Source organism: Stenotrophomonas riyadhensis (genome assembly GCF_040256885.1).
Classification (GTDB): domain Bacteria; phylum Pseudomonadota; class Gammaproteobacteria; order Xanthomonadales; family Xanthomonadaceae; genus Stenotrophomonas; species Stenotrophomonas riyadhensis.
Genome location: NZ_CP155568.1, coordinates 1,016,062 through 1,041,615, shown reverse-complemented (window position 1 = coordinate 1,041,615; position 25,554 = coordinate 1,016,062). Strand labels below are relative to the sequence as shown.

The following is a 25,554-nucleotide window of genomic DNA, read 5'->3' as shown; positions in this document are numbered from 1 at the left end:
CAACCTTGGTTGGCACTATCTGTCCGCCCCCATGAACTCCGCCTTGGCACAGTAACCTTCGAGTTCCCACTCACACCACGCATGCGGGTATTCGCCAAGCTGCGTTGCCAGCCCCGCCCTGATCGGCTTCGCCATCACATACATTGCGTGCCGGAACAGCGATTCATCAGAGCGGATCGCGTGATCGTGATAGCAGGACTGCCAGAAGCGCCCTACCCTGCCCAGTACCCTGTTTGCGTACACCGCCGTACGCGACTTGAAGCGCTTCATGACAACGTCGAGCGATGCCGCGCGCAGCTGCATCAACCAGTGGACGTGATCCGGCATGACCACGTAGGCGATCGAATGGGTCAGACCTTCCAGATCCAGACGCTGGAACTCCTGCATGGCGGTAGCCGCAACGGCTTCATTGGCGAACAGAGCCGCCCGGCCATGCACGTTCGTCGTGAGGATGTAGCTCTGGCCGATACTGGAATGACGGCCTAGCAGGAGTCGGGTGCTGTTCATGCAGAAGAGCATGGGCGGGCGCATGTTCCCTGAACATCGGGAAATCACCTTGGTCCGGGTAGGCCAGTGCCAACCAAGGTTGGCACCCACCACACCAGCAGTGTCAACCAAGGTTGACACCTACCAGAGTGGCGATCAGCCCAGCAGCGTTTCCAGCACGGCCATGCGCACCGCGACGCCGTTGGCGACCTGGCGCAGCACCCACGACTGCGGGCCGTCGGCCACCTCGTCGGTCACTTCCACGCCGCGGTTGATCGGGCCCGGGTGCAGCACCGCGGCATCCTTGCCCGCGCGCGCCAGGCGTTCGTTGGTCAGGCCGTACTGCGCGTGGTACTGCTCCAGCGACGGCACCAGGCCTTCTTCCATGCGCTCGCGCTGCAGGCGCAGCATCATCAGCGCGTCGACGCCTTCCAGCATCGCGTCGAAATCATCGCCGACCACGCAGCCCTTCAGGGTCTCGTCGTCGGGCAGCAGCGACTGCGGGCCACACACGCGGATCTCGCCCACGCCCAGCGTGCGCAGCGCATGCAGGTCGGTGCGGGCCACGCGCGAGTGCTTTACGTCGCCGACGATCACCACCTTCAGCTTCGAGAAATCCGGGCCCTTGGCCTGGCGCAGGGTCAGCATGTCCAGCAGGCCCTGGGTCGGGTGCGAGCTGCGGCCGTCACCGGCATTGATCAGCGCGGTGCCCTCGCCGGCCGCTTCGGCCAGCGCGGCCACGGCGCCATCATCGGGGTGGCGCACCACGAAGCCGCGTACGCCCATCGCTTCCAGGTTGCGCAGCGTGTCACAGGCGGTTTCGCCCTTGCGCGTGGACGAGGTCGAGGCATCGAAGTTCAGCACATCGGCGCCCAGGCGCTGCGCAGCCAGCTGGAACGAGCTGCGGGTGCGCGTGGACGGTTCGAAGAACAGCGTGCACACCGCCGAACCGGCCAGCACGTGGCGCTTGTTGCCGACACGACCGACCGCGGCATCGCGGATCTGCCCTGCCCGGTCGAGCAACTGCAGCAGGGTTTCGCGCGGCAGGCCCTCGAGGGTCAACAGGTGGCGCAGGCGTCCGGAGGCATCGATTTGCTGGGCAGTCATGGCGGGAGTCGTGCAGTCAGGGAATGGGGGTGGCGTCGTCGGGGGACGACAGCCAGCGGTCGATGATCACCGCGGCGGCGACGGCGTCGAGAGCGGCCGCATCACGGCGGCGCTTGCGCCCTTCGGCGCGCTCGACGGCAAAGCGGCGTGCGGCTTCGACCGAGCTGGAACGCTCGTCGATCATCACCACCGGCAGCTTGAAGCGTTCCCGCAGCTGGCGGGCGAAGCCCTGCGCACGCTTGCGGTTGGGCTGGTCCTGGCCATCCAGGGTCAGCGGGTCGCCGACCACCAGGCCGTCGGGTTTCCATTCCTTGAGCAGGCGTTCGATCGCGGTCCAGTCCGGGCCATTGCCGTGCACGTCGACCACCGCCACCGCGCGCGCATGCGCAGCGAAGGCACTGCCGATGGCCACGCCGATGCGGCGAGAGCCGACGTCGAACCCCAGAACGGTGCCGTCACGGCGGATCGCCGGGGCAGCAGACACCGGTGCGGGCGCGGTCGGCTCAGACATGGCCGCTGTAATCGGTCAGACGGAACAAGTCCACGCCGATGCGCGAGGCCGCACCCTGCCAGCGCTGCTCCAGCGGCAGCTGGAACACCAGCTCGGCATCGGCCGGCACGGTCAGCCAGCTGTTCTCGGACAGCTCGCTTTCCAGCTGCCCTGCACCCCAACCGGCACAGCCGAGGGTGACCACGGCATTGGCCGGGCCTTCGCCGCGCGCCATCGCTTCGAGGATGTCGCGCGAGGTGGTGAGGTACAGGCCCTCGCCCACGGTCAGGCTGGAATCCCACGCGCGCGCGTCGTCATGGATGACGAAGCCGCGTTCGGGATGCACCGGGCCGCCATTGAGCACCATGCGCGCCTGCAGGTCGCCATCACCGGTGGTGATGTCCATCTGTGCAAGCACTTCACCCAGCGTGTACTCGGAAGGCTGGTTGACCAGCACGCCCATTGCGCCGTTCTCGTCGTGCTGGCAGATCAGCGCGACGCTGCGGGCAAAGGTCGCGTCGAGCAGCGACGGCAGCGCGACGAGCAGGTGATCGGCAAGGGAGGTCGGCGTTACAGGCATGGGCCCATTCTACCTGCTGGGGGCGGGATGGTCGCGCGATGGCGCCGAACCGCGATGGGCTAGGATGGTGCTTTGCCATGGAAGGTCATCGATGCAGTCTTCATCGCCCCTGACCCTGCCGGCACGCAGCGCCATCGTCCTGATCGCCCTGCTGCAGGGTCTGATGCTGTATGCCGCGCAGGAACTGTCCGATGCGTGGCCGTTCCGCGATATCGGCTGGCGCTACTGCTGGTACGCCTGGGTGCTGGCCATTCCCAGCGCGGTGGCATTGAGCCTGGTCGAGCTGGGCCAGCGCCGCCTGTGGCTGCAGGCGGTGCTCGGCTCGGTGGTGGTGCTGGCGCTGGCCGCCTGGATCGGCTGGAACCTCAACGGCGAGACCGCACTGGAATCGGGCGCGCTGCAGTTCCCGCTGACCGTGGGCATGGCCGTAGCAGTGTTCGTGGCCCTGCCCTGGTGGCAGTTCCAGTTGCAGCACGGGCATTGGCGCGCCAGCTATCCGGAGCTGTTCGAGCGCGCCTGGCAGAACGGCCTGACCCTGGCCCTGGCGGCGCTGTTCACCGGGCTGACCTGGCTGCTGTTGTGGCTGTGGGCGGCGCTGTTCCAGCTGCTCGACGTGACCGTCTTCCGTGACCTGTTCCGGCAGGACGCGTTCATCGCACTGGCCACCGGCAGCCTGGCCGGGTTCGGCGTGCTGATCGGGCGCACCCAGCACCGCGCGATCCAGATCACCCGCCAGGTGCTGTTCGCGATCTGCCGCGGACTGCTGCCGCTGCTGTCGTTCATCGCCGTGCTGTTCGTGCTGAGCCTGCCGCTGACCGGGCTGGAACCGCTGTGGAAGACCCGCTCGGCCGCCAGCCTGCTGCTGGTGCTGTCGCTGCTGCTGGTGACGTTCACCAATGCGGTCTACCAGCAGGGAGAAGACAGCGCTCCCTACCCCCTGCTGCTGCGCCGGCTGGTTGAAGCCAGCCTGCTGGCACTGCCGGTCTACGCCGCACTGGCGCTGTACGCACTGGGCCTGCGCGTGGTGCAGTACGGCTGGACCATGGACCGGTTCTGGGCAGTACTCGTCGCGTTGGCCGTGGCCGGCTATGCCGTGGGCTACGCGCTGGCGGTGCTGCGCCGGCAGAGCCGCTGGTTGCAGATGCTGGAGCCGGTCAACCGATGGATGTGCTGGGCGGTGCTGGCACTGGCCTTGCTGGGCAACTCGCCGCTGCTGGACCCGGTGCGGCTGACCCTGTCCAGCCAGCTGGAGCGGCTGCGCGCGGACCCGCCGGCGATCACCAGCAGCGACGTCAACGTGCTGCGCTTCGATCTTGGGCGCCGTGGCGTGCAGGCGCTGCGCGAGCTGCAGCGTGATCCAGCCATCACCGCCGATGCCAACGCGCCACAGGTGATCGCTGCCGCGCTGGCACGTACCACGCGCTGGGACGACGGACAGCGCCTCGACAAGGGGCCGCAGGACATCGTCGCCCTGCAGCGCACGTTGAAGCTGGCCAAGGGATCCAGCTCGCCGCCGGACGATTGGTGGCAGGCACTGGCCACACGTTCGATCAATGGCGAATCCTGCGCCCAGAGCGAGCGCGACTGCCTGATCGTGCATCGCGACCTGGACGGCGATGGCACCGGCGAAGTGCTGCTGTGCGAGCTGTACACCCACCGTGGCCCGGACTGCGTGCTGTACGCACGTGGCAGGGATGCCCACTGGCGCCGGGCCGGTTCGCTGTTCGGCACCGTCAGCGGCCAGGCCGAGGCGATCAACCAGGCCCTGCGTGATGGCGAACTCACTCTTGTGCCACCGCGTTGGCCGATGCTGTCCATCGGCGGACGCCCCGCGCTGGCCATCGATCCCGAACCCGAATCCAACGAGTCTTCCCCATGAGCGGTTACTGCCTCATCGCCCCGGGCCATCCGGTGCACGACTACTACCACGCCAACGAGTACGGCTTTCCGCAGCGTGACGAGCGCGAGCTGTTCGAGCGGCTGGTGCTGGAAATCAACCAGGCCGGGCTGAGCTGGGAAACGATCCTGAAGAAGCGCGAGGGCTTCCGCGCTACCTATGACGGTTTCGATGTGGACCGCGTGGCGGCGTATGCCGAGCAGGACATCGAACGCCTGCTGTCGGACGCAGGCATCATCCGCAACCGGCTGAAGGTGCTGGCGGCAATCCACAACGCGCAGGTGATCCAGCAGCTGCGGGCCAACCATGGCAGCTTCGCGGCGTGGCTGGACGCGCACCACCCGTGCAGCAAGGCCGACTGGGTGAAGCTGTTCAAGAAGACCTTCCGCTTCACCGGCGGCGAGATCACCGGCGAGTTCCTGATGAGCCTGGGCTACCTGCCCGGTGCGCATGCCGAGGACTGCCCGGTGCATGCGCGGCTGCTGACGCTGTCGCCGCCGTGGTTACAGGCCTCCCGGTAGTGCTGGCCGCTGGCCGGCAGCCTCGGGACGCCTCAGGTGTTGCCGGCCAGCGGCCGGCACTACCGTCGAATCGTCACACGCCCATGTAGCGGCCCGGGCGGTGATTGAACATCAGCACCAGGCTGAGCACCACCGCGCCGATTGCCGAGTACAGCACCTTCGACGGCGACAACACGAAGAAGGCGGCCACCATCAGGCAGGCGTCGTAGGACATCTGCACCTTGCCCGCGCTCCAGCCGCGGGTGCGCTGCAGGTACACCGCCAGGATACCGATACCACCGAGGCTGGCACGGTGCCGGATGAAGAACAGGATGCCCAGGCCGGACAACGCACCGCCCACGATCGCCGAATACAGCGGGTTGATGTGCGAGAAGTCGATCCAGCGCGGCAGCAGGTCGGTCAGCACGCCACAGGCGGTGACCGCAGCGAAGGTCTTCAGGGTGAATTCCCAGCCCATGCGACGCAGCGCCACCCAGTAGAACGGCAGGTTGACCAGCACGAACACCAGGCCGAAGTTCCAGCCCATCGCGTAGTGCAGCAGGAACGCCATGCCGGCCATGCCGCCGATCATCAGCCCACCCTTGGCGAAGATGGCCAGGCCCAGCGAGGCCACCATCGTGGCCAGCACCATGCCCTGCACGTCCTCGGCGATCGAGTGGCGCAGCGCTTTTTCGTCGGCGGTGGTGCCGGCACTGTCGGGCGGCGGGGTCAGCGGACCGGCGGTGACCAGGTGGCCGTCAGCGTCGTCGCACGGCGCGGGGCCATGGGCGGGAAGGGACATACGGGTGGGGGAACAGCAGGTGGGGAGCGATATTAGACACGATCTGCATGACAGTTGCAGATGAAATCGTTCAGCTGCGCTCGCCCATTCAGGTTATTCCGGAGGCGTCACCGGCAGCACGGCCAGCATGTCCTCGCCATCGTCGTCCATGCCGATCTCGACGAAACCGAAGCTGCCATAGAAGGCGCCCGCCACCGGATTGTGCGGGTTGTAGCAGATCTCGACCTCGGCCAGGCCGGGCGTATCCCGGATCTGCGCCAGCGCCAGTTCCAGCGCGCGCCGCCCGATGCCACGCCCCTGCCAGCGCTGATCGACCATGAAGCGCCAGATCGACGTCCGCTGCGGCGTCTCCGGCACCCACATGAAGAACCCGACCAGCTCGCCATCGGCCTGGATGGCGCGGGTCTGGTAGCCGGGATGGAATGCTGCCTGCACCAGCGACCAGGTATTCCCAGCGACGAAGTCCTGCTGCGCCTCGCTGACGTCGAGATCGCATACCGCTTCGTAGTTGTCGGGGGTGATCGCTTCCAGCGTGACCTGCATGAGGGCGTCCTGCCTCGGGATGGACGCCCAGTCTGCCCGACCCTGAAGGCCGTGTGGCGAGGCCCCACACGGCCGTTCAGCGCAGCGTTGCCTGCTCAACCCTTGCCGGCCAGGTGATGCGCCACCAGCGCGTTGGCATGGCCGTGGCCCAGCCCATGCTCGCTTTTCAGGAAGCTGACCAGTTCCATGTGTTTCAGGCCCTTCTTCCCCGCCAGCAGCCCGAACCAGTGCGTCACCGGCTGCCCGTAGGTCTTCTCGATGGAGGGGAAGTACGAGGCCGGGCCTTTCGGCTTGGTGTCAGTGCTCATGTGCAGCTCCCGTTGAAGTCATTCATTCGACGAACCACAGTCCCTGAAATCGACATCCCCACACGCCTACACAGAATGGGGTCGGAGCCGTTCCAACAGCTCGCGGGAAATTGTCGAAGGCGGGGCGGCTCAGGTTGCGGGGGCGTGAGCGCCATGGATGGCGCGACCGAGGCTACATGGACGTACTTGCGCCGTCCCCCGCAACCTGAGCCACCCCGTCTCCCACGGGAAGCCAGCTTTTGACGTTGCCATTGACGTTGTTTCGGCAGGTGCCGGGCGCAGCCCGGCCGTATCATCCCGCCATGCCCCGTGAAAACCTCAACGACCTGCAGGCCTTCGTCCACGTCGCCCGCGAAGGCAGCTTCACCAGGGCGGCCGCCCAGCTGGGTGTCTCCCAGTCCGCGCTCAGCCATGCCCTGCGTGGCCTGGAAGAGCGCCTGGGCGTGCGCCTGCTGACCCGGACCACCCGCAGCGTGTCCACCACCGAGGCCGGCGCCCGCCTGCTCAAGACCCTCGCTCCACGCCTGGCAGAGATCGAGGATGAGCTGGCCGCGCTGACGGAGTATCGCGAACGCCCGGCCGGCACCATCCGCATCAACGCCACCGGCCATGCCGCCGAGTACCTTGCCTGGCCGCGGCTGGCGCCATTGCTGCAGCAGTATCCGGACCTGAAGGTGGAACTGACCACCGACTACGGCCTGGCCGATATCGTCGCCGAGCGCTACGACATCGGCATCCGCCTCGGCGAACGCCTGGCCCGCGACATGATCGCCGTGCCGATCAGCCCGCCGCTGCGCATGCGCGTGGTCGGTGCACCCAGCTACTTCCGCCAGCATGTGGTGCCACGGCATCCGCACGACCTGGCCAACCACAACTGCATCACCCTGCGCCTGCCTACGCATGGTGGGCTGATGCCGTGGGATTTCGGCCAGGACGGCAACGAACTGAGCCTGCGCGTGACCGGACAATGGACCTTCAACACCATGGGCATGACCCGTGCTGCCGCGCTGGCCGGCAGCGGGCTGGCCTGGCTGCCGGAGGACCAGGTGCAGCCGATGCTGGACGATGGCCGCCTGCAGTCGGTGCTGGACGACTGGTGCCCGCACTTCGATGGCTACTACGCGTATTACCCGTCGCGCCGCCACGTCACCGTAGCGATGCGCACGGTGCTTGATGCGCTGCGCGGGCCGATGGCGGGATGAGGTGTGCGGACCAACGGTCCGCACCCACCCCGGTCTGCACCCGCCAGAGGCAGGGTGGCCCGGCGGTCAGCCCTTGGCCTGCGCGGCGCGCTGCGCGTTGTAGCGCTCGCCGACGATGGAGATTTCTTCCAACGTCTGCGCGATGCGCTGCAGCTCTTCCGGTGCGAGCTGCAGGTCAGCCGCGCCCAGGTTCTCTTCCAGGCGGTGGACCTTGGTGGTGCCCGGAATCGGCACGATCCACGGCGCCTGCGCCAGCAGCCAGGCCAGCGCCACCTGCGCCGGCGTCGCGCCGCGTGCTGCAGCAATCGTGGCGATGCGATCAACCAGCGCCTGGTTGGCGCGGCGGGCTTCCACTTCGAAGCGCGGTACGCTGTTGCGGAAATCGTTGGCGTCGAAGGTGGTGTCGGCGTTGATCGCGCCGGTCAGGAAGCCGCGGCCGAGCGGACTGAACGGCACGAAGCCGATGCCCAGTTCCTGCAGAGTCGGCAGCAGCTCGCGCTCGGGCTCGCGCCACCACAGCGAGTACTCGCTCTGCACGGCAGCAACCGGCTGCACCGCGTGCGCACGGCGCACGGTGGCGGCGCTGGCCTCGGACAGGCCGAAGTGGCCGACCTTGCCTTCGGCGATCAGATCGCGCACGGTGCCGGCCACGTCCTCGATCGGCACGTTCGGGTCGACGCGGTGCTGGTAGAACAGGTCGATATGGTCGGTGCGCAGGCGCTTGAGGCTGGCTTCGGCCACCGCACGGATGTTCTCCGGGCGGCTGTCCAGGCCGGTATCGACGCGCGCATCCTTGAAGCCGAACTTGGTGGCGATCACCAGTCTGTCGCGATACGGGACCAGCGCCTGGCCGAGCAGGTCTTCGTTGGTGTACGGCCCGTACACCTCGGCGGTATCGAAGAAGGTCACGCCGCGTTCGACCGCCGCGTGCAGCAGGGCAATGCCCTGGTCCTGCTGCACTGGTTGGCCGTAGCCATGGCTCAGGCCCATGCAGCCCAGGCCCAGGGCGGAAACCTTCAGGCCACTGCGGCCCAGTTCACGTGTCTGCATCGTCGTGCTCCAGAGAGGGAGCGCTGACGATACGCCTGCAAGGGCAGCCGATTGAATGGGCGGCGTTGCAGTTGGTCATGACTGGTATTCATCAATACGCGCAGCCGCCCGTCATTCCATGGCCCGCAGGGTGTCAGTGCAACCCGCCAGTTCCACCATCATCCTGCCAGTGTTGCGGAACGCCGGATCCCGTGGCACCCATCGCGCGAACCAACGCTGTTCGCCGTCCACCACGGACTCGAAAATCCACGATGAGCCATCAAGCCCAGCGCTCGAGTCTTCGCCCTGCAACAGCGAAAACGCGGCCGCGACGGCCTTCCATTCCTGCGCACTCAGCGCGCGCGGTGGAGCGCACGTGCCGCCCTTGATGACGGTGGATGGACGCCCGGGCAACGATCCGGGAATCTCGAAATCGCGTGCACTGCGCCCGACGATCCACGCCTGGCCCGCTGCGTTGCGCTGCGCGCGTACTACCACGCCCGGGAAGAATGGGGTATGCCAGACGAAGCGATACGCCTGGATCGGTACGCTGCCACAGCGGAACGACGGCTCCGGCAAGCCATCGAGATCCCGCAGCGCGTCTCTGTAGGATGCCCTCGCAAACCCGGTGAAATCGAGGAACGGAAGCGGGCCCCTGCTACGCCTCTGTGCAGGCGGCGGCAGCAGATACCACGCATGCGCCTGCGGATCGTCGCAGCCCTCGGCCGGGGCAGCCGGTTCGGGGGTACGGGCACAGCCGGCCTGCAGCAGCACGGCGATGGCCAGTATCACGCTCACAGTCGCACGCATGCAGGCCTCCCTGGCAGGTTCACGCCGGCGTGCATCCGGCGCTGCAGTCATCCCGGAGCAGAGGGCACCCGCAGGCGCCCGTCCGGTCATCGGATCTCGGAGATCTCCACCCCGTCCAGCCCCTGCGACAGGGTGCGCGCGTCGCCGCCCTGGCTGAGCTTGATGCGCAGGCGCACTTCGTTCTGCGAATCGGCGTAGCGCAGCGCGTCCTCGTAGCTGATCTCGCCCGCCTGGTACAGCTCGAACAGGCTCTGGTCGAAGGTCTTCATGCCCAGCTGGACCGAGTCCTTCATCACTTCCTTCAGCTTGTGGATCTCGCCGTCGCGGATGTAGTCCTGCACCAGCGGCGTGCCCAGCAGGATCTCCATCGCCACCTTGCGCGAGCGGCCATCGGGCGACGGCACCAGCTGCTGCGCGACCACGCCCTTGAGGTTCAGCGACAGGTCCATCAGCAGCTGGTTGCGGCGGTCTTCCGGGAAGAAGTTGACGATGCGGTCCATCGCCTGGTTGGCGTTGTTGGCATGCAGGGTGCACAGCACCAGGTGGCCGGTTTCGGCGAACGCGATGGCGTGGTCCATGCCTTCGCGGGTACGCACCTCGCCGATCATGATCACGTCCGGCGCCTGGCGCAGGGTGTTCTTCAGGGCCGCTTCCCAACTGTCGGTATCGATGCCGACTTCGCGCTGGGTGATGATGCAGCCCTCGTGCTTGTGCACGAACTCGATCGGGTCTTCGATGGTGATGATGTGGCCGGTCGAGTTCTGGTTGCGGTAGCCGATCATCGCTGCCAGCGAGGTCGACTTACCGGTACCGGTGGCGCCGACGAACAGGATGATGCCGCGCTTGGTCATCGCCAGCGTCTTGATGATCGGCGGCAGGCTCAGCTCTTCCACGGTCGGAATGCGCGTCTCGATGCGACGCAGCACCATGCCGACCTGGTTGCGCTGGTAGAAGCAGCTCACGCGGAAGCGGCCGACACCGGACAGGCCGATGGCGAAGTTGCATTCGTGGGTCTTCTCGAATTCCTCGCGCTGCGCCGGGGTCATCACGTTGAGGACCAGGTCGCGGCTCTGCTGCGGCGTGAGCGGGGTCTGCGTGATCGGCGAGATCTTGCCGTTGACTTTCATCGCCGGCGGCATGCCTGCGGTGATGAACAGGTCGGAGGCGCGCTGGTGCGCCATCAGCTTGAGGAACGAAGTGAAATCGATGGTGGTCGCGGTGGTGTTCACGGCGGGCTCCCAATGGGGCATGTACCAGGAAACGGTCGGAGGCGGAAACGGCGCGGGAACGGCGGCGCACTGGCGCACGCCGCCCCGTGGCTGCCCGCCTTACTCGAACAGGCGCTTGTCCTTGGCGTAGTCGCGGGCCTGGTTGCGGGTGATCAGGCTGCGCTTGACCAGGTCCTGCAGGTGCTGGTCCAGGGTCATCATGCCGTACTGCTGGCCGGTCTGGATGGCCGAGTACATCTGCGCCACCTTGTCCTCGCGGATCAGGTTGCGGATGGCCGGGGTGCCGACCATGATTTCCCACGCAGCGGTACGACCACCACCGACCTTCTTCAGCAGCGCCTGCGAGATCACCGCACGCAGCGATTCGGACAGCATCGAACGCACCATCGGCTTTTCGCCGGCCGGGAACACGTCGATGATACGGTCGATGGTCTTGGCCGCCGAGCTGGTGTGCAGGGTGCCGAACACCAGGTGGCCGGTCTCCGCGGCGGTCAGCGCCAGGCGGATGGTTTCCAGGTCGCGCAACTCGCCGACCAGGATGATGTCCGGATCCTCACGCAGCGCCGAGCGCAGCGCTTCGTTGAAGCCATGCGTGTCGCGGTGCACTTCGCGCTGGTTGATCAGGCACTTCTGCGAGGTGTGCACGAATTCGATCGGATCCTCGACGGTGAGGATGTGGCCGTATTCGTTCTTGTTGATGTAGTCGATCATCGCCGCCAGCGTGGTCGACTTGCCCGAACCGGTCGGACCGGTCACCAGGATCAGGCCCTGCGGCTGCTGGATCACTTCGCGGAACAACGGCGGGCAGGCCAGGTCCTCGAGGGTGAGCACCTCGGACGGAATGGTACGGAACACCGCACCGGCGCCGCGGTTCTGGTTGAACGCGTTGACACGGAAGCGCGCCAGCGACGGGATCTCGAAGGAGAAGTCCACTTCGAGGAATTCCTCGTAATCGCGGCGCTGCTTGTCGGACATGATGTCGTACACCAGCGCGTGGACCTGCTTGTGGTCCAGGGCTGGGATGTTGATCCGGCGCACGTCGCCGTCCACGCGGATCATCGGCGGCAGGCCTGCGGACAGATGCAGGTCGGACGCTTTGTTCTTTACGGAAAACGCCAACAGCTCGGCGATATCCATGAGCGGCTACTCCCCAATAACGGCTTCGACTGGAAGGATCTTTCCCCGGGCGGCAGTATAGCCTCCTGATTCAACGGAACGCGTTACGTGGCCACTCCCCTGCCCCAGATCCTGAGCAACCTGCACGCCGCCGCCGAGGCCGCTGGCAGGCCCGACCCACGCCTGCTGGCGGTGTCCAAGACCCAGCCGGCCGAGGCCGTGGCGGCGCTGGCAGCGCAGGGCCAGCACGCCTTCGGCGAGAACTACGTGCAGGAAGCACTCGCCAAGATGCAGGCGCTGCAGCACCTGGCGCTGGAATGGCACCTGATCGGCCACCTGCAGTCGAACAAGGCCGAGGCCGTGGCCAGCCATTTCGACTGGGTGCAGAGCGTGGACCGTCCCAAGCTGGTGACCGCGCTGGCACGCCATCGCCCGGCCACGCGCGGCCCGCTGAACGTACTGATCCAGGTCAACATCGACGACGAATCCAGCAAGCATGGCTGTGCACCGGAAGACGTGGATGCACTGGCCACCGCGATTGCCGCCGAACCCGGCCTGCGCCTGCGTGGCCTGATGGCGATTCCCGCACCGTGGCCGGAAGCGGAGCGCCGTCGGGATGCATTCGTGCGCATGCGCACACTTTTCCAGTCGCTGGCTGCCCAGCACGCGCAGATCGACACGCTGTCGATGGGCATGAGCAGCGACTACGCCGAAGCCATCGGCGAGGGTGCCACCCTGGTGCGCATCGGCACCGCCCTGTTCGGCGCCCGCCCGCGCCCGGCCTGACTTTCCAAGGAGACTTCCATGGCAGCTGATTCCATCACCTTCATCGGCGGCGGCAACATGGCCCGCAGCCTGATCGCCGGCCTGATCCGCCAGGGCGTGCCTGCCGCACACATCCACGTGGCCGAACCGGTCGCAGCACTGCGCGAGTCACTGGCGGCGGACTTCGGCGTGCAGGTGCACGACAACGCAACCGATGCGGCCGCACAGGGCCGCACCTGGCTGCTGGCGGTGAAGCCGCAGGTGCTGCGCGATGTGTGCCAGTCGCTGCAGGCGCTGGCGCAGGCGAACCGGCCACTGGTGGTGTCGATCGCCGCCGGCATCACCAGCGCGCAGCTGGAACGCTGGCTGGGTGGCAGCCTGGCGGTGGTGCGCGCGATGCCCAACACCCCCGCCCTGCTTGGCGCCGGCGTGACCGGCCTGTATGCCACGCCATCGGTGGATGCACAGCAGCACGCGCGCGCCGAACAGGTGCTGGCCAGTGCCGGGCGCACGGTGTGGATCGACAGCGAATCGCTGATGGATTCGGTCACTGCGGTGTCCGGCAGCGGCCCCGCCTACGTATTCCTGCTGGCAGAAGCGATGGAAGCGGCGGGGATCGCCCAGGGCCTGCCGGCCGACGCTGCGCGTGCGCTGGTGGTGCAGACCCTGCTGGGAGCCTCGCGCATGCTTGATGAGGCCGGTGAAAGCCCGGCCGAGCTGCGCCGTCGCGTGACCTCGCCGAACGGTACCACCCAGGCCGCGATCGAGAGCTTCCAGGCCGGTGGTTTCGAGGCGCTGGTGGACACCGCGTTGCGCGCCGCGCAGGTGCGCGGGCAGGAGTTGTCTGCGGCGAATGATTGATCTCCTGGGGTCAGATCTCTTTGCCGAGGCAAAGGGATCTGACCCCGGCTCGCCCGACGATCACCGCCCCAATGTGGCCATGACGAAATCGACGAAGCACTGCAACCGCGGGCGCGGCCGTCGATCCGGCAGGTAGATCAGATGCATCGGCCGCGGCTCGGGCAGGTAGTCGCGCAGCAGCGGCTTCAACCGCCCGGCCGCGATCTCGCCGGCCAGCAGCGCGGTCGGCTGCAGCACCAGTCCCGCCCCGGCCACGGCGGCCTCGCGCAACGCGACTCCATCGTTGCAGGTCAACCGCGCCTCCCAATCCACCTGTTCGCCGTTGGCCAGCTGCCAACCATGGCCGCCGCGCCAGGCCAGGTGGCTGAGGCAATCATGCCCCTGCAGATCCGCAGGCGTGCGCGGCGTGCCGCGCCGGCGCAGGTACGACGGCGCCGCACACAGGCTCATCGCATAGGGGGGCAGCGGCCGCGCCACCACCTCCTGCGATGGCAGCGGCCCGACCCGGATCGCCACGTCGAAGCCGTCCTCGATCAGGTCCACGCGACGGTTGCTCAGGTCCAGCTCGATGTTCAACTGCGGCTGCGCGCGCAGCAGGCCGGCCAGTTGTGGCGCCAGCACGCAACTGCCCCAGGTGGTTGGCGCGCTGACCCGCAGCAGTCCGCGAGGTTGAACCTGCAAGCCGGCCACGTCGGCCTCGGCCTGCTGCACCTGCTCCAGCACCTGCCGGCACCCGGCCAGGTAGGCGCTGCCGGCTTCAGTCAGGCGCTGGCGGCGGGTGTTCCGTTGCAGCAACGCAGTGCCCAGGTGCGCCTCCAGCTGCTGGATGTACTTGCCGACCATCACCGCTGAGACCTGCAGCTGTTCGGCGGCGCCGGCGAAGCTGCCACGCTCGGCCACCGCCACGAAGGCCTGCATGCAGCGAAGGGTATCCATTGCTAATCCAGAGTTAGGAATCTGCGAAGCATACGCCGCTTACCTAACCCCGCTGTGAGGGCGCAGACTGCGCCCATTCCCCCTCTCGCAAGGAACGGCCATGAAGATCCTCCTCGTCGGTGCCAGCGGCACCCTCGGCCAGGCAGTCGCCCACCAGCTCGGCCAGCAGCATCAGATCCTCGCCGCCGGCCGCAACAGCGGTGAGCTGCGCGTCGACCTGACCGACGACGCCAGCGTTGCCGAACTGTTCGCGCGTACCGGCCCGGTCGATGCGGTGATCTCAACCGCTGGCAAGCTGCACTTCGGCCCGCTGCAGGAGATGACGCCCGAGCAGTTCAACCTCGGCCTGCAGGACAAGCTGCTGGGCCAGGTGCGACTGGCACTGGCCGCGCAGCACCACCTCAACGCCGGCGGTTCGATCACCCTGACCAGCGGCATCGTCAGCGCACAGCCGATCCGCGATGGCGTCAACGCCACCTCGGTGAATGCCGCACTGGAGGGCTTCGTGCGCGCCGCCGCACTCGAGCTGCTGCCGCGCGGCCTGCGCATCAACGTAGTCAGCCCGAACGTGCTGATCGAATCAATGGCGGCCTACGGCCCCTACTTCCCTGGCTTTGAAGCGGTGAGCGCGCAGCGTGCGGCGCTGGCTTTCCAGCGCGCGGTGGAAGGTATCCAGAGCGGCGAGACGATCACGGTCTGGTAAGAAAAAAGGGGACGGAGGGGATTAAGTCGTTAATGCACAAACGACTTAATCCCCTCCGTCCCCTTTTCGCGGGTCACTCCCAGCGCATCGGGCCGTCGCCGCGCTCGCCGAGCACATCCCCCGGGTTGGCCAGGCGGCAGCGCTGCAGCGACAGGCAGCCGCAGCCGATGCAGCCGGTCAGTTCGTCGCGCAGCAGTTGCAGCATGTGGATGCGTTCCTCCAGCTCGGTGCGCCAACGCGCGGACAGCTTGGCCCAGTCGGCCTTGGTCGGTGCGCGCCCCTCGGGCAGGCTTTCGAAGGCACGGCCGACCGCTTCCAGCGGCATGCCCACGCGCTGCGCGACGCGGATCACCGCCAGCCGGCGCAGCACGTCGCGGCTGTAGCGGCGCTGGTTGCCCGAGGTGCGCAGGCTGCTGATCAGCCCCTTGCGCTCGTAGAAATGCAGCGCGGAAACCGCCACGCCACTGCGCTGGGCGACTTCGCCCACGCTCAGTTCCTGGGACACCATTGCTTGACCTCAACTGCTGTTGAGGTGTCATGCTGCTATCTTCGCCGCCAGTTGACAAGCGCGGCCCGCATCTGACCCGTATGACCCCGACCCTCTCGACCGCCGACGCCATCGCGCCGTCCGATACGTCGATCCTGTCCTCGCGCTACCGCGCCACCACCATCGGCATGGTGGCGCTGGTGGCGCTGCATGCCTTCGAGGCCCTGGCGGTGGCCGCCGCCATGCCCACCGTGGCCGAGGCGCTGGATGGTCTGCGCCTGTATGCGCTGGCCTTCGGCGGTACCCTGGCCACCAGTGTGATCGGCATGACCCTGGCCGGACGCTGGGCCGACCGCCATGGCCCCGCCAGGCCACTGTGGTACGGCCTGGCCTGCTTCGTGCTGGGCCTGCTGCTGGCCGGCTTTGCGATGCGGATGGGCATGCTGGTGGCCGGGCGCCTGCTGCAGGGCCTGGGTGCGGGCGCGATCTCGGTTTCACTGTACGTGATGGTCGGGCGCAGCTATCCCGAACACCTGCGCCCGAAGGTATTCGCCGCGTTCTCGGCCGGCTGGGTGGTGCCGTCGATGATCGGCCCCGCGCTGAGCGGGTTGATCGTGCAGCATCTCGGCTGGCGCTGGGTGTTCCTGGCGGTACCGCTGCTGGCGGTCCCGGCCGCGCTGCTGCTGCGCCCGGCGCTGGCACGCATGCAGCCCACTCATGCTGCCAGCAGCGACGATGGACGCGGCAGCGTGGTGCGCTGGGCCGGCGGTGCTTCGCTGGCGGCGCTGCTGCTCTACTTCGGCGGCCAGCAGCAGGGCCTGCCTGCGCTGCTCTGCATCGGCGTGGCCATGCTTGCGCTGCTGTTCTGCGTGCACCGCCTGTTGCCAGCCGGCACGCTGCTGCTGCGCCGCGGATTGCCCAGCGTGATCGCGCTGCGCGGCATCGCCGCTGCGGCCTTCTTCGCCTGTGAGGCCTACCTGCCACTGCTGTTGCAGCGCGAACGCGGGCTCTCGCCCAGCTGGGCCGGTGCCGTGCTCAGTCTTGGTGCACTGGGCTGGTTCGCCGGCTCCTGGCTGCAGGGCCATCAGCAGCGCGGCTGGTCACGCCAGCAGCTGCTCCGCGTGGGTACACCGCTGATGACGGTCGGCATCGCCGCCACACTGGCCGTGTTGTTCAATGCGGTGCCGCTGCCCGTGGCGCTGGTCGGCTGGGCGGTGACCGGCTTCGGCATGGGCATGATCTACGCCAGCCTGTCGGTGCTGACGCTGTCGTTGTCCGCGCCGCATGAGCAGGGCGCCAACACCTCGGCGCTGCAGTTGAGCGAGGCGCTGTCGGTGACCACCGCGCTGGCGGTTTCCGGTGCACTGTTCGCGCTGTTCGTGGAAGCCGCGCCACACACCGGCTACCTGCTGTGCCTGGCGATCACCTTCGGCCTGGCGCTGCTGTCCACAGTGATCGCGCGGCGGGTGTAGGCAGCCGCATTGCGGTAGTGCCGGCCGCTGGCTGGCAACCTCACGAACGCTGGAATGTCCAGATAATGCCGGCCAGCGGCCGGCACTACCGGGTACCCGTCCCCATGTCATCGATATCCCGGTGCAGGATGCGCCGCACTTCCAGCACGGCCTGCGGGGTCTCCTGCACGCTGTGACCGGAAATGATCACCTTCTCCGACAACGCACCCGGCAGGTGCGCACTCCAGTACGGCACCAGCCCGTCATCGGACTTTTCCACCGGCAGTTCCGGTTTGCGCTGGGCGATGATCGAGTGGTACTTCAGGCCCGCTTCGATCGGCAGCTGCGCAGCGGCCTTCACGAACGGATCGCTGGCCTTGAGGTTGTCGATGCTGTTGGGAATCTTCGGCTTGGCGGTGCCGTCCTCCTGCTGCTCGGCCTGTGCGAGTGCCATGAACACGTCCTCGAACTTGCCGAGGATGGTCAGCGGCAGGCGCACCAGGCGACCGATCAGGCGACCGACCTTGTTGCCTGCGATGTCGGTGCCCTGGTGTGGGGCAGCGATGAAGATCGCACGCTCCACGTTCGGCTGTGCCTTGAAGTGCAGCAACGGACCCAGTTTGGTCTGCACCCGTTTCAGGCGCTCGCCCTTCAGATCGTAGTTGGCCAGCAGGTCGTTCCACAGTACATCGCCGGAATCGCTCACCAGCAGGCGCGCCAGCACGCCACCCATGCTGTGGCCGATGTAGACCATGTCCTTCGACGCACGCGTGCTGCCGTTGGGGTCGAAATGCTTCAGCGTGTCGTTGAACGCATTGGCGATCTCGTAGCGGTTCAGCGCGATCGGCGCATTGGTCGGGTAATAGACCTGCCACACCTGGAACTGCTGGCGCAGCTCGGGGTCACCCATGATCTCGTTGGCCAGGTTCACCCAGGCTTCCGGGCTGCTGGCCAGGCCGTGCAGCATGAAGATGATGCGGCGGTTCGGGTCCCACGGCTGCATCAGGTAGATGTGCGGCTCGCCGATGCCCTCGCTCATCCCGAACAGGGTGCGCAGCGACTGCCGGGCGAAGCCACTCTGCGCCAGCCACAGGCCGTAGGCGGCGGTGAAATTGCCGGCCAGCGGCACCTGCTCGCCGTGCAAGGTGATGCGCTCGGTCGCTTCCGGCGAATAGGCATCCAGCTCGACCCGGCGTGTGCGCATCACGTCGTCCAGGCTGCTGCCCTCGAACCGCAGCAGTGCGGTGACGTTGATCGAGGACATCTCACTGAACTCGGGCACCGAATCGTCATGGCGGTGGCGGCGGCCACGACGCTCGTCGTCCTCGTCGTCCTGCGCGGTTTCAGCCTTTGGGCCGTCCGGCGCGATCACTGGCGCGACCAGTTTGGGCGGGTCCATCACCATCACCAGCTCGGCACCGAAGCCATCGCGGCGATAGGTGCTGCGCAGGCCGACGAAGCTGACCGTTCCCGCCGGCACCAGCTGCGCCGGAATGCTCTTCAGGCCCAGCTGCTGGTAGTTGGAGGCCAGCGACCAGCTACCGACCGTGAGCGGCTTCGTATAGTCCTCGCCGGCCAGCGCAGCGGCGCGTGCGCGCACGAACAGCACCACTGCCGCCTTCTCGGCCGCATAGTTGTAGTAGTCGCGCACCTGCGTCTGCCGGTCCTCGAAGGCCCGGTCGGACGGTGAGCGGCCGCTGTAGAACAGGTAGGCATAGGCATAGCGCGCGGCTTCCAGCCAGGCATCCAATGCCGCATCGCTCATCGGCGGATCGCCTGCGGCGGTCTTCTTCGGCGTCATCGCCAATGCCGCCTTCACCCACAGCTCGGACAGCGCCGACAGCCGCTGCTCGACATTGAGGTCGTCGGTCATCAGCAGCGTGCTGCGGCAGACCAGGAAGTCCTTCTCGCACTGCGATTCGTCCAGGCCCGCTGCGCTGAGCGTTTCACGCGCGGCCGGGCTGAGCTTGCCGGTGTTGAGCACATCGGCACGCTTGTTGACCAGCGAATCACTGGATTTGACCTGCTTGACGGTGACCATCGCGCAGCCGCTGCTGCCCAGCAGCAGGAAGGCGGCGAACAACACCGGCAGCAGGCGCTGCCAGCGGGTCAGAAAGAGTTGGGTCATTACTGCGGGTCCTGCTCGGTGCCGGGCACGCCCTGGCGGATCACGGTGGAGAAATGCTCGCCATCACCCAGGTCCAGTGCGCGCTGGGTGATGCGGCCCTTGTCGTGCAGCTCGGCGTACGGCACGCCCGGCGTCAGCGCACCGACCTCCTGCGCGTACTCGGCCAGATAGCCGGACAGCAGCAGCCGATAGTCCAGCGGCAGGCGCGGTGCGATGTGGCGGGCCAGGTCGAAGACGATGGTCGTGCAGTTGCTGGTCAGCGTGTTGTAGAAGCCCGGCTTGGCATCCAGTTCACGCGCCTGTTCGATGTACGCAGCGAACAGTTCCTTCAGCTGCGCGCGATCCATGCCGTGCAGGCGGTACAGGTAGACATCTTCGCCGCGCGCGTTGGTGCGGGTGCGGATGATGTCGGTCTCCTCCGAAGCCACCAAGGTCATCTCGAACTTGCGGAAGAAGCCGCCCAGCGCCGAGAACGACTCACCGCGCTCCTTGCGGATCTCCAGCGAGAACACCACGTGGCGACCGTCCTCGAAACCAAACGAGATCAGGGTGTGGGCGATCGCCGGGCCCATCCAGTACGACAGCACCAGGTCGGCCGAGCGCAGCTGGTCCAGGTCGTACTCGCGGCGCACCCAGTGTGCGTCGTAGTCGGTTTCGGTGCGCCAGCGGAAGTCGCGCACGTTGTCCAGCACGACGTGGCGGCCATCGAAGGACACCACGTGCAAACGCTGGGCCACGTCATCGGCCCACAGCCGGTCCTGGCGTGGGGTCAGCAGCAGCCACCACAGGCCGGCCAGTGCCAGCGATGCCCCGAAGGCCAGGCCCAGTCGGCGCGAGGCACGGCCCCGCGCGACCCGCCACGACGCCCACAGCGCCACCAGCAGCCACAGCCCGGCGACGCCGGTGGCCAGCCAGCCCGGCCCCGGCAACTGATAGGTCAGCAGCCCGGTCACCCACAGCGCCAGCAGCGCCATGGCACTTCCTGTCATCCATCGTCCTGCGGCGTTCACTGGCATCCTGTCGCGGTCTTGAAGCCGCATAGTTAGCCACAAGCGGGTTCACCGTGGCATCTACGGACCGTTCAGGCAGGCCGGCGCACCGTCGGCGGCGGCCTCTGCGGCCAGGTTCACTTCACAGGAGCAACGATGGGCATCACTTCCGTGGCCGGCGTTCCGGTCCAACCCCGGCACCGCGCCACCTGCCATTGCGGCACGGTCGAACTGCTGCTGGACCTGCCGGACGGTATTGTCGAACCCCGCCGCTGCGACTGCTCGATGTGCCGACGTCGGGGGGCCATTGCCGCCAGCGTCACCCGCGCGGGACTGCAGGTGGTGCGCGGGCAGAACCACCTGCAGCTGTACCAGTTCAACACCCATGTGGCCGAGCACTACTTCTGTGGCGTATGCGGCATCTACACCCATCACCGGCGCCGCTCCAACCCGGAGCAGTACGGTTACAACGTGGCCTGCCTGGAAGGCATCGACCCGTTCGCGCTGGGCGTGATCCCGGTCAATGACGGGGTCAACCACCCCGCCGACCGCACCGGTTAGTGGCGCGTGCGTCGTGGCGGTGCGGCAACCTTCTGCCAGGGGGCCATGCCGCTGCGACCGGCCCGCACCGGGCGTTTCAGCCAGGGCCGGCGGGGCGACGCCTGCGGCTCGACCGCGACCGGGGGAGGTACGGGTCTGCGGCCGGGCCAGAGATGATCGAGCAGCCACATGGCAGGTCTCCGTGGGGGACGGGGACGACCTACGCTAGCGACACCTGGGCAAAGAACGGGTGAGGGTGCTGCGGCAGCCAGATGACAGCCGCGTCCCCCCTCAGTCCTGCGGCCGTGACCGGCCCAGGCGGCGCACCAGCACGAAGAACAACGGCACCAGCACCACCGCCAGCACCGTACCGGAGACCATGCCGCCGATCACGCTCATGCCGATTTCACGGCGGCTGACCGCGCCTGCACCGGTCGCCAACGCCAACGGGATCACACCAGCCACGAAGGCCAACGACGTCATCACGATCGGGCGCAGGCGCAGGCGTGCGCCCTGCAGGGCCGCTTCCACCGCTGAACTGCCGGCACGATAGCGGGCCTCGGCAAACTCCACGATCAGGATCGCGTTCTTGGCCGACAGGCCGATGGTCGTCAGCAGACCGACCTGGAAGTAGATGTCGTTGACGAACCCGGCCGCGGTGGTCGCCAGCACCGTACCAATCACGCCCAGCGGGATCACCAGCACCACCGCCACCGGCACCGTCCAGCTCTCATAGAGCGCCGCCAGGCACAGGAAGATGAAAGCAATGGAGGCGGTGTACAGCCACAACGTCTGGTTGCTGGCCAGTTGTTCCTGGTAGGACAGGCCACTCCACTGCAGGTCGAACCCGGGTTGATCGGCAACCAGCGCCTGCATGCGCTGCATCGCTTCGCCCGAGCTGCGCCCTTCAGCTGCGCTGCCCTGGATCTGCATTGCCGGCAGGCCATTGAAACGCTGCTGCAGCTGCGGCCCGCGTGCCCAGTGGCTGCTGGCGAAACTGGCGAACGACGCCATCTGGCCGTTGCCACCGCGCACATACCACTGGCCGATGTCGTCGGGCACGCTGCGGTAGGGCTGGTCGCCCTGCATGTAGACCCGCTTGACCCGGCCACGATCGAGGAAATCGTTGATGTAACTGCCGCCCCAGGCCGCCGACAGCGTGGAATTGATGTCGGTCTGTGCCAGGCCCAGCGCGCTGGCCTGGGCATGGTCGATGTCCAGCCGCAGCTCGGCCTTGTCGCCCAGACCGTTCAGGCGCACCGAGGTGAGCCCATCGTCTTCGCCGGCCGCACGCACCACCTGTTCCTGCGCTGACTGCAGGGCCACGCGCCCGGCCGCGCTGGTGTCCTGCAGCCACAGTTCGAAGCCACTGGACTGGCCCAGTCCACGCACCGCCGGCGGTGCCAGTACATTGACCTTGGCATCCGGCAAGCTGCGGAAGTAGGCATTGGCTCGCGTGATGATCGCCGCAGCGGTGTTGTCGCCCGTGCGCTCATCCCAGGGTTTCAGTGCGAGGAAGCCCTGCCCGGCGTTCTGGCCGGTGCCGGCATTGTTGCGGCCGACCACCACGAACACCACGTCCAGGTTCTGCTTTTCGTGCTCCATGAAGTAGCGGCTGATCTGCTCGCCCAGCGCTTCGGTACGTGCCATCGGCGTGCCTTCCGGCGTGGAGAACTGGAAGGTGACCTGGCCCTGGTCTTCCACCGGCAGGAAACCGGTCGGCATGCGTGCGTACAGCGCGACCATGGCGACCACCAGCAGCAGGTAGAACGCCATCCAGCGCCGCGGCCGGGTAACGACGCCACCGAGCTTTCCCTGGTAGGCCAGCTGGCTGCGCTCGACGCCCCGGTTGAACGCCCGGAAGAAACGACCCTGTGGCTTCTGCGCCGAAGACGGCTTGAGCAGGGTCGCGCACAGCGCCGGGGTCAGCGTCAGCGCCACCAACGCCGACAATGCCATGGCAGATGCAATCGTGATCGAGAACTGCCGGTAGATGATGCCGGTGGAACCACCGAACAGCGCCATCGGCAGGAACACTGCGCCCAGCACCACGGTAATGCCGATCAATGCGCCGGTGATCTCGCCCATCGACTTTTCGGTCGCTTCGCGCGGCGGCAGATGCTCGTCGTGGATGATGCGCTCCACGTTTTCCACCACCACGATCGCATCGTCGACCAGCAGGCCGATCGCCAGCACCATCGCGAACAAGGTCAGCGTATTGATGGTGAATCCGGCAACCGCCAGTACGCCGAAGGTGCCCAGCAGCACCACCGGTACCGTAATCGCCGGGATCAAGGTGGCACGCAGGTTCTGCAGGAACAGGAACATCACCACCACCACCAGCACGATGGCTTCGATGAGGGTATGGATGACCCCCTCGATCGAGACCCGCACGAACGGTGTGCTGTCACGCGGATAGGCCACCTGCAGCCCCGGCGGGAAGGTCGGCCGCAGCCGTTCGATCTCCGCGCGGACCGCATCGGCGGTGGCCAATGCGTTGGCACCGGAGGCCAGGGTGACCGAGAAGCCAGCCGCCGGATAGCCGTTGAGATAGCTGCTGGTCTGGTAGTTCTCCGCGCCGATCTCGACCCGCGCGACGTCGCCCAGCAACACCGCCGCGCCATTGGGCAGGGTGCGCAGGATGATCGCGCGGAACTGTTCGGGGGTCTGCAGGCGTGACTGCGCGGTCACCGTGGCGTTGAGGCTCTGCGTCGGGCCGGACGGCATCGCGCCCAGCTCACCCGCCGTCACCTGGGTGTTCTGCGCCTGGATCGCGGCGCGCACGTCCGAGGGCATCAGGTCATAGGCGCGCAGCTTGTGCGGGTCCAGCCACACACGCATTGCGTAAGCCGAGCCGAACACGTTGATCTCGCCGACACCGGGAATGCGGCTGATCGGGTCCTGTACGTTGCTGACCAGGAAATCGGAGACGTCCACGCGTTCCATGCGCCGGCTGGTGTCGTACAGCGAGACCACCATCAGCGAATCGCCCTGCGACTTGGCGACCGTCACGCCCTGCTGCTGCACTTCCTGCGGCAGCCGGTTGATGGCCTGGTTGACGCTGTTCTGCACCTGCACCTGGGCGATATCCGGGTTGGCGCTCTGGTCGAAGGTGACCGTGATGCGCGCCTGCCCCGATGACGAACTGGTCGACGAGAAATACAACAGGTGATCGATGCCCTTGATCTGCTGTTCGATCACCTGGGTGACGCTGTCTTCCACCGTCTGCGCCGAGGCGCCGGTGTAGTTCGCGGTGATGTTGACCTGCGGCGGCGCGATGTCCGGGTACTGCTCCACCGGCAGCTGGGTCACCGCGATGGTGCCGAAGGCCATGATGCAGATCGCCAGGACCCAGGCGAATACCGGGCGATGGATGAAGAAGCGCGGCAGCATCTGCTCAGTCCTTCCCGGCCGGTGCCGGCACAGGCTTCACCCGTACCGTCATGCCATCGGCCAGGCCCTGCGCGCCCGCCACCACCACCTGTTCACCGGCGACCAGGCCATCGAGCACCAGCCACTGGTCGCCCACCGCACGCGCGGTGCGGAACAGGCGCAGCCGCGCCTTGCCGTCCTTGTCCACCAGCCACGCCTGTGCCTCGCCCTTGGGGCTGCGATCGACCGCAGCCTGTGGCACCAGCAGCGCCTGCTGGCGGGTGCCCTGCCCCACCAGCGCGCGCACGTACATGCCGGGCAGCAGCTGCCCATCCGGGTTGGGGAAACGCGCCCGCAGGGTGATGCTGCCGGTCTCCTGCTGCACGTCCACGTCGGCAAATTCAAGCGTGCCGGGCAGCGGGTAGTCGGTGCCATCGGACAGCCGCAGCCGCACTGGCGCTGTATCGACCTGCACGCCACCGTCGGCGATGGCGCGGCGCAGTGCCAGGTACTCATTGCTGGACTGGGTGATGTCCACGTTCATCGGGTCCATCTGCTGCACCCGTGCCAGCGGTTCGGCCTGGCCCGAGGTGACCAGCGCCCCCGGCGTGAACAGCGCGCGGCCGATGCGCCCGGCAATCGGCGAGGTCACCGTGGCAAACCCCAGCCGCGTGCTGGCCGTGTCACGTGCGGCCTGTGCGGCCTGCGCCGCGGCGGCAGCCTGCTGGTCGCTCGCGATCGCATCGTCCACATCCTGGCGCGCGGCCAGCTGGTCCTTGCCCAGCGCCCGCATGCGCTGCGCCCGCAGGCGCGCGGTCACCGCAGCGGCCTCGGCCGTCTTCAGGTTGGCCTGCGCCTCGTTCAGCGCGGCCTGGTACAGCGCGGGCTCGATCTGGAACAACGGCTGCCCGGCCTTCACCCACTGGCCCTGCTCGAACAACCGCTTCACCAGCACGCCATCCACCTGCGGGCGCACGTCCGATTCCTGCGAGGCGACGCTGCGCCCAGGCAGTTCCTGCTGCAGTGCCAGCGGCTGGCTGCGCAGGGTCAGTACCGTCACCTCAGGCGTCGTCGCGCCGGGCTTGGGCGCGTCCTTGCCGCAGGCGCTGAGCAGCCCGGCCAGGGCAAGCGCCAGCAGCGGCAGGGCCGCGGTTCGCGGCAACCGCCAGGCACGGTACGGACGGGAGGGATTCGGAAGGATCATCGGCTGCAGGTTCCACGCG

The 25,554-nt window shown here is 67.4% G+C and carries 25 protein-coding genes; 8 read left to right on the top strand and 17 right to left on the bottom strand.

The genetic code is table 11. The features are described 5' to 3' along the window. Positions 1-15: 15 nt before the first annotated feature. The 4 genes from SriyCCGPB3_RS04875 to SriyCCGPB3_RS04860 all read right to left on the bottom strand — a co-directional run bounded on the left by SriyCCGPB3_RS04875 (position 16) and on the right by SriyCCGPB3_RS04860 (position 2,663). Positions 16-507, bottom strand: a complete 492-nt coding sequence (locus tag SriyCCGPB3_RS04875; RefSeq protein ID WP_153856471.1) for an REP-associated tyrosine transposase — start codon at positions 505-507, stop codon at positions 16-18. A 135-nt stretch (positions 508-642) separates the two neighbouring features. Further along, a complete protein-coding gene (locus SriyCCGPB3_RS04870; protein WP_014036233.1) occupies positions 643-1,593 on the bottom strand; it encodes an aspartate carbamoyltransferase catalytic subunit in 951 nt (316 codons plus the stop codon). A gap of 16 nt (positions 1,594-1,609) precedes the next feature. After that, positions 1,610-2,077, bottom strand: coding sequence for a Holliday junction resolvase RuvX (ruvX, locus tag SriyCCGPB3_RS04865; RefSeq protein WP_180846525.1), 468 nt, complete (start codon positions 2,075-2,077; stop codon positions 1,610-1,612). A 19-nt stretch (positions 2,078-2,096) separates the two neighbouring features. Beyond that, positions 2,097-2,663, bottom strand: a complete 567-nt coding sequence (locus SriyCCGPB3_RS04860) for a YqgE/AlgH family protein (protein WP_014036231.1) — start codon at positions 2,661-2,663, stop codon at positions 2,097-2,099. Positions 2,664-2,754: 91 nt separating this feature from the next. Here SriyCCGPB3_RS04860 and SriyCCGPB3_RS04855 point away from each other — a divergent pair, with 91 nt between their 5' ends. Then, a complete protein-coding gene (locus tag SriyCCGPB3_RS04855; RefSeq protein WP_153856472.1) occupies positions 2,755-4,542 on the top strand; it encodes a DUF4153 domain-containing protein in 1,788 nt (595 codons plus the stop codon). Then, positions 4,539-5,081, top strand: a complete 543-nt coding sequence (locus tag SriyCCGPB3_RS04850; RefSeq protein WP_153856473.1) for a DNA-3-methyladenine glycosylase I — start codon at positions 4,539-4,541, stop codon at positions 5,079-5,081. Before SriyCCGPB3_RS04855 ends, SriyCCGPB3_RS04850 begins: the two co-directional genes overlap by 4 nt. A 73-nt stretch (positions 5,082-5,154) precedes the next feature. Here SriyCCGPB3_RS04850 and SriyCCGPB3_RS04845 read toward each other — a convergent pair whose 3' ends face one another. From SriyCCGPB3_RS04845 to SriyCCGPB3_RS04835, 3 genes are all read right to left on the bottom strand, one after another. Continuing rightward, positions 5,155-5,862 (bottom strand): YitT family protein, encoded by a 708-nt coding sequence (locus SriyCCGPB3_RS04845; protein ID WP_088028269.1) that lies wholly within the window; start codon positions 5,860-5,862, stop codon positions 5,155-5,157. 93 nt (positions 5,863-5,955) lie between these two features. After that, positions 5,956-6,405: a GNAT family N-acetyltransferase gene (locus tag SriyCCGPB3_RS04840; RefSeq protein WP_153856474.1), complete on the bottom strand. Its 450-nt coding sequence runs from the start codon at positions 6,403-6,405 to the stop codon at positions 5,956-5,958. 95 nt (positions 6,406-6,500) lie between these two features. After that, on the bottom strand, positions 6,501-6,713 hold the full coding sequence (locus tag SriyCCGPB3_RS04835) for a DUF4287 domain-containing protein (RefSeq protein ID WP_005408372.1): 213 nt from the start codon (positions 6,711-6,713) through the stop codon (positions 6,501-6,503). Between the two features lie 302 nt (positions 6,714-7,015). Between SriyCCGPB3_RS04835 and SriyCCGPB3_RS04830 the strand changes: the two genes are divergently transcribed. Next, entirely contained in the window at positions 7,016-7,915 is a 900-nt protein-coding gene (locus tag SriyCCGPB3_RS04830; protein ID WP_110711393.1) for a LysR family transcriptional regulator, read from the top strand. Between the two features lie 66 nt (positions 7,916-7,981). Here the strand turns inward: SriyCCGPB3_RS04830 and SriyCCGPB3_RS04825 are convergent, their stop codons facing one another. The 4 genes from SriyCCGPB3_RS04825 to SriyCCGPB3_RS04810 all read right to left on the bottom strand — a co-directional run bounded on the left by SriyCCGPB3_RS04825 (position 7,982) and on the right by SriyCCGPB3_RS04810 (position 12,120). Beyond that, complete coding sequence (locus tag SriyCCGPB3_RS04825) at positions 7,982-8,965, bottom strand: aldo/keto reductase (protein ID WP_153856475.1); 984 nt, start codon at positions 8,963-8,965, stop codon at positions 7,982-7,984. Between the two features lie 111 nt (positions 8,966-9,076). After that, complete coding sequence (locus tag SriyCCGPB3_RS04820) at positions 9,077-9,718, bottom strand: hypothetical protein (RefSeq protein ID WP_153856476.1); 642 nt, start codon at positions 9,716-9,718, stop codon at positions 9,077-9,079. A gap of 122 nt (positions 9,719-9,840) precedes the next feature. Beyond that, on the bottom strand, positions 9,841-11,004 hold the full coding sequence (locus SriyCCGPB3_RS04815; RefSeq protein ID WP_049400675.1) for a PilT/PilU family type 4a pilus ATPase: 1,164 nt from the start codon (positions 11,002-11,004) through the stop codon (positions 9,841-9,843). Positions 11,005-11,082: 78 nt separating this feature from the next. Continuing rightward, positions 11,083-12,120 carry a type IV pilus twitching motility protein PilT gene (locus SriyCCGPB3_RS04810; RefSeq protein ID WP_006422551.1) on the bottom strand — a complete coding sequence of 346 codons (1,038 nt, stop codon included), beginning with the start codon at positions 12,118-12,120 and terminating at the stop codon, positions 11,083-11,085. A gap of 87 nt (positions 12,121-12,207) precedes the next feature. Here SriyCCGPB3_RS04810 and SriyCCGPB3_RS04805 point away from each other — a divergent pair, with 87 nt between their 5' ends. Both SriyCCGPB3_RS04805 and proC read left to right on the top strand, forming a co-directional pair. Next, positions 12,208-12,885 (top strand): YggS family pyridoxal phosphate-dependent enzyme, encoded by a 678-nt coding sequence (locus SriyCCGPB3_RS04805; protein ID WP_324187345.1) that lies wholly within the window; start codon positions 12,208-12,210, stop codon positions 12,883-12,885. Positions 12,886-12,903: 18 nt separating this feature from the next. After that, a complete protein-coding gene (gene proC, locus SriyCCGPB3_RS04800) occupies positions 12,904-13,725 on the top strand; it encodes a pyrroline-5-carboxylate reductase (protein WP_153856477.1) in 822 nt (273 codons plus the stop codon). Between the two features lie 60 nt (positions 13,726-13,785). Here proC and SriyCCGPB3_RS04795 read toward each other — a convergent pair whose 3' ends face one another. After that, positions 13,786-14,661: a LysR family transcriptional regulator gene (locus SriyCCGPB3_RS04795; RefSeq protein WP_153856478.1), complete on the bottom strand. Its 876-nt coding sequence runs from the start codon at positions 14,659-14,661 to the stop codon at positions 13,786-13,788. Positions 14,662-14,761: 100 nt separating this feature from the next. Here SriyCCGPB3_RS04795 and SriyCCGPB3_RS04790 point away from each other — a divergent pair, with 100 nt between their 5' ends. Further along, positions 14,762-15,364, top strand: coding sequence for a short chain dehydrogenase (locus tag SriyCCGPB3_RS04790; protein ID WP_094002029.1), 603 nt, complete (start codon positions 14,762-14,764; stop codon positions 15,362-15,364). A gap of 73 nt (positions 15,365-15,437) precedes the next feature. Here SriyCCGPB3_RS04790 and soxR read toward each other — a convergent pair whose 3' ends face one another. Further along, entirely contained in the window at positions 15,438-15,872 is a 435-nt protein-coding gene (gene soxR, locus SriyCCGPB3_RS04785; RefSeq protein WP_094002028.1) for a redox-sensitive transcriptional activator SoxR, read from the bottom strand. Between the two features lie 29 nt (positions 15,873-15,901). Between soxR and SriyCCGPB3_RS04780 the strand changes: the two genes are divergently transcribed. After that, positions 15,902-17,323 carry an MFS transporter gene (locus tag SriyCCGPB3_RS04780; RefSeq protein ID WP_153856479.1) on the top strand — a complete coding sequence of 474 codons (1,422 nt, stop codon included), beginning with the start codon at positions 15,902-15,904 and terminating at the stop codon, positions 17,321-17,323. Positions 17,324-17,408: 85 nt separating this feature from the next. Here SriyCCGPB3_RS04780 and SriyCCGPB3_RS04775 read toward each other — a convergent pair whose 3' ends face one another. Beyond that, the gene (locus tag SriyCCGPB3_RS04775; protein WP_153856480.1) at positions 17,409-19,430 is read right to left on the bottom strand and encodes an esterase/lipase family protein; all 2,022 of its coding nucleotides are present in this window, start codon (positions 19,428-19,430) and stop codon (positions 17,409-17,411) included. Further along, positions 19,430-20,404: an Lnb N-terminal periplasmic domain-containing protein gene (locus tag SriyCCGPB3_RS04770; protein WP_097048700.1), complete on the bottom strand. Its 975-nt coding sequence runs from the start codon at positions 20,402-20,404 to the stop codon at positions 19,430-19,432. Before SriyCCGPB3_RS04770 ends, SriyCCGPB3_RS04775 begins: the two co-directional genes overlap by 1 nt. A gap of 171 nt (positions 20,405-20,575) precedes the next feature. Between SriyCCGPB3_RS04770 and SriyCCGPB3_RS04765 the strand changes: the two genes are divergently transcribed. Continuing rightward, positions 20,576-20,980 (top strand): GFA family protein, encoded by a 405-nt coding sequence (locus SriyCCGPB3_RS04765; protein ID WP_153856481.1) that lies wholly within the window; start codon positions 20,576-20,578, stop codon positions 20,978-20,980. Positions 20,981-21,250: 270 nt separating this feature from the next. Here the strand turns inward: SriyCCGPB3_RS04765 and SriyCCGPB3_RS04760 are convergent, their stop codons facing one another. Together SriyCCGPB3_RS04760 and SriyCCGPB3_RS04755 are read right to left on the bottom strand one after the other, a co-directional pair. Further along, positions 21,251-24,352, bottom strand: coding sequence for an efflux RND transporter permease subunit (locus tag SriyCCGPB3_RS04760; RefSeq protein ID WP_350259921.1), 3,102 nt, complete (start codon positions 24,350-24,352; stop codon positions 21,251-21,253). Positions 24,353-24,356: 4 nt separating this feature from the next. After that, complete coding sequence (locus SriyCCGPB3_RS04755) at positions 24,357-25,535, bottom strand: efflux RND transporter periplasmic adaptor subunit (RefSeq protein ID WP_153856483.1); 1,179 nt, start codon at positions 25,533-25,535, stop codon at positions 24,357-24,359. Between the last annotated feature and the right edge of the window lie 19 nt (positions 25,536-25,554).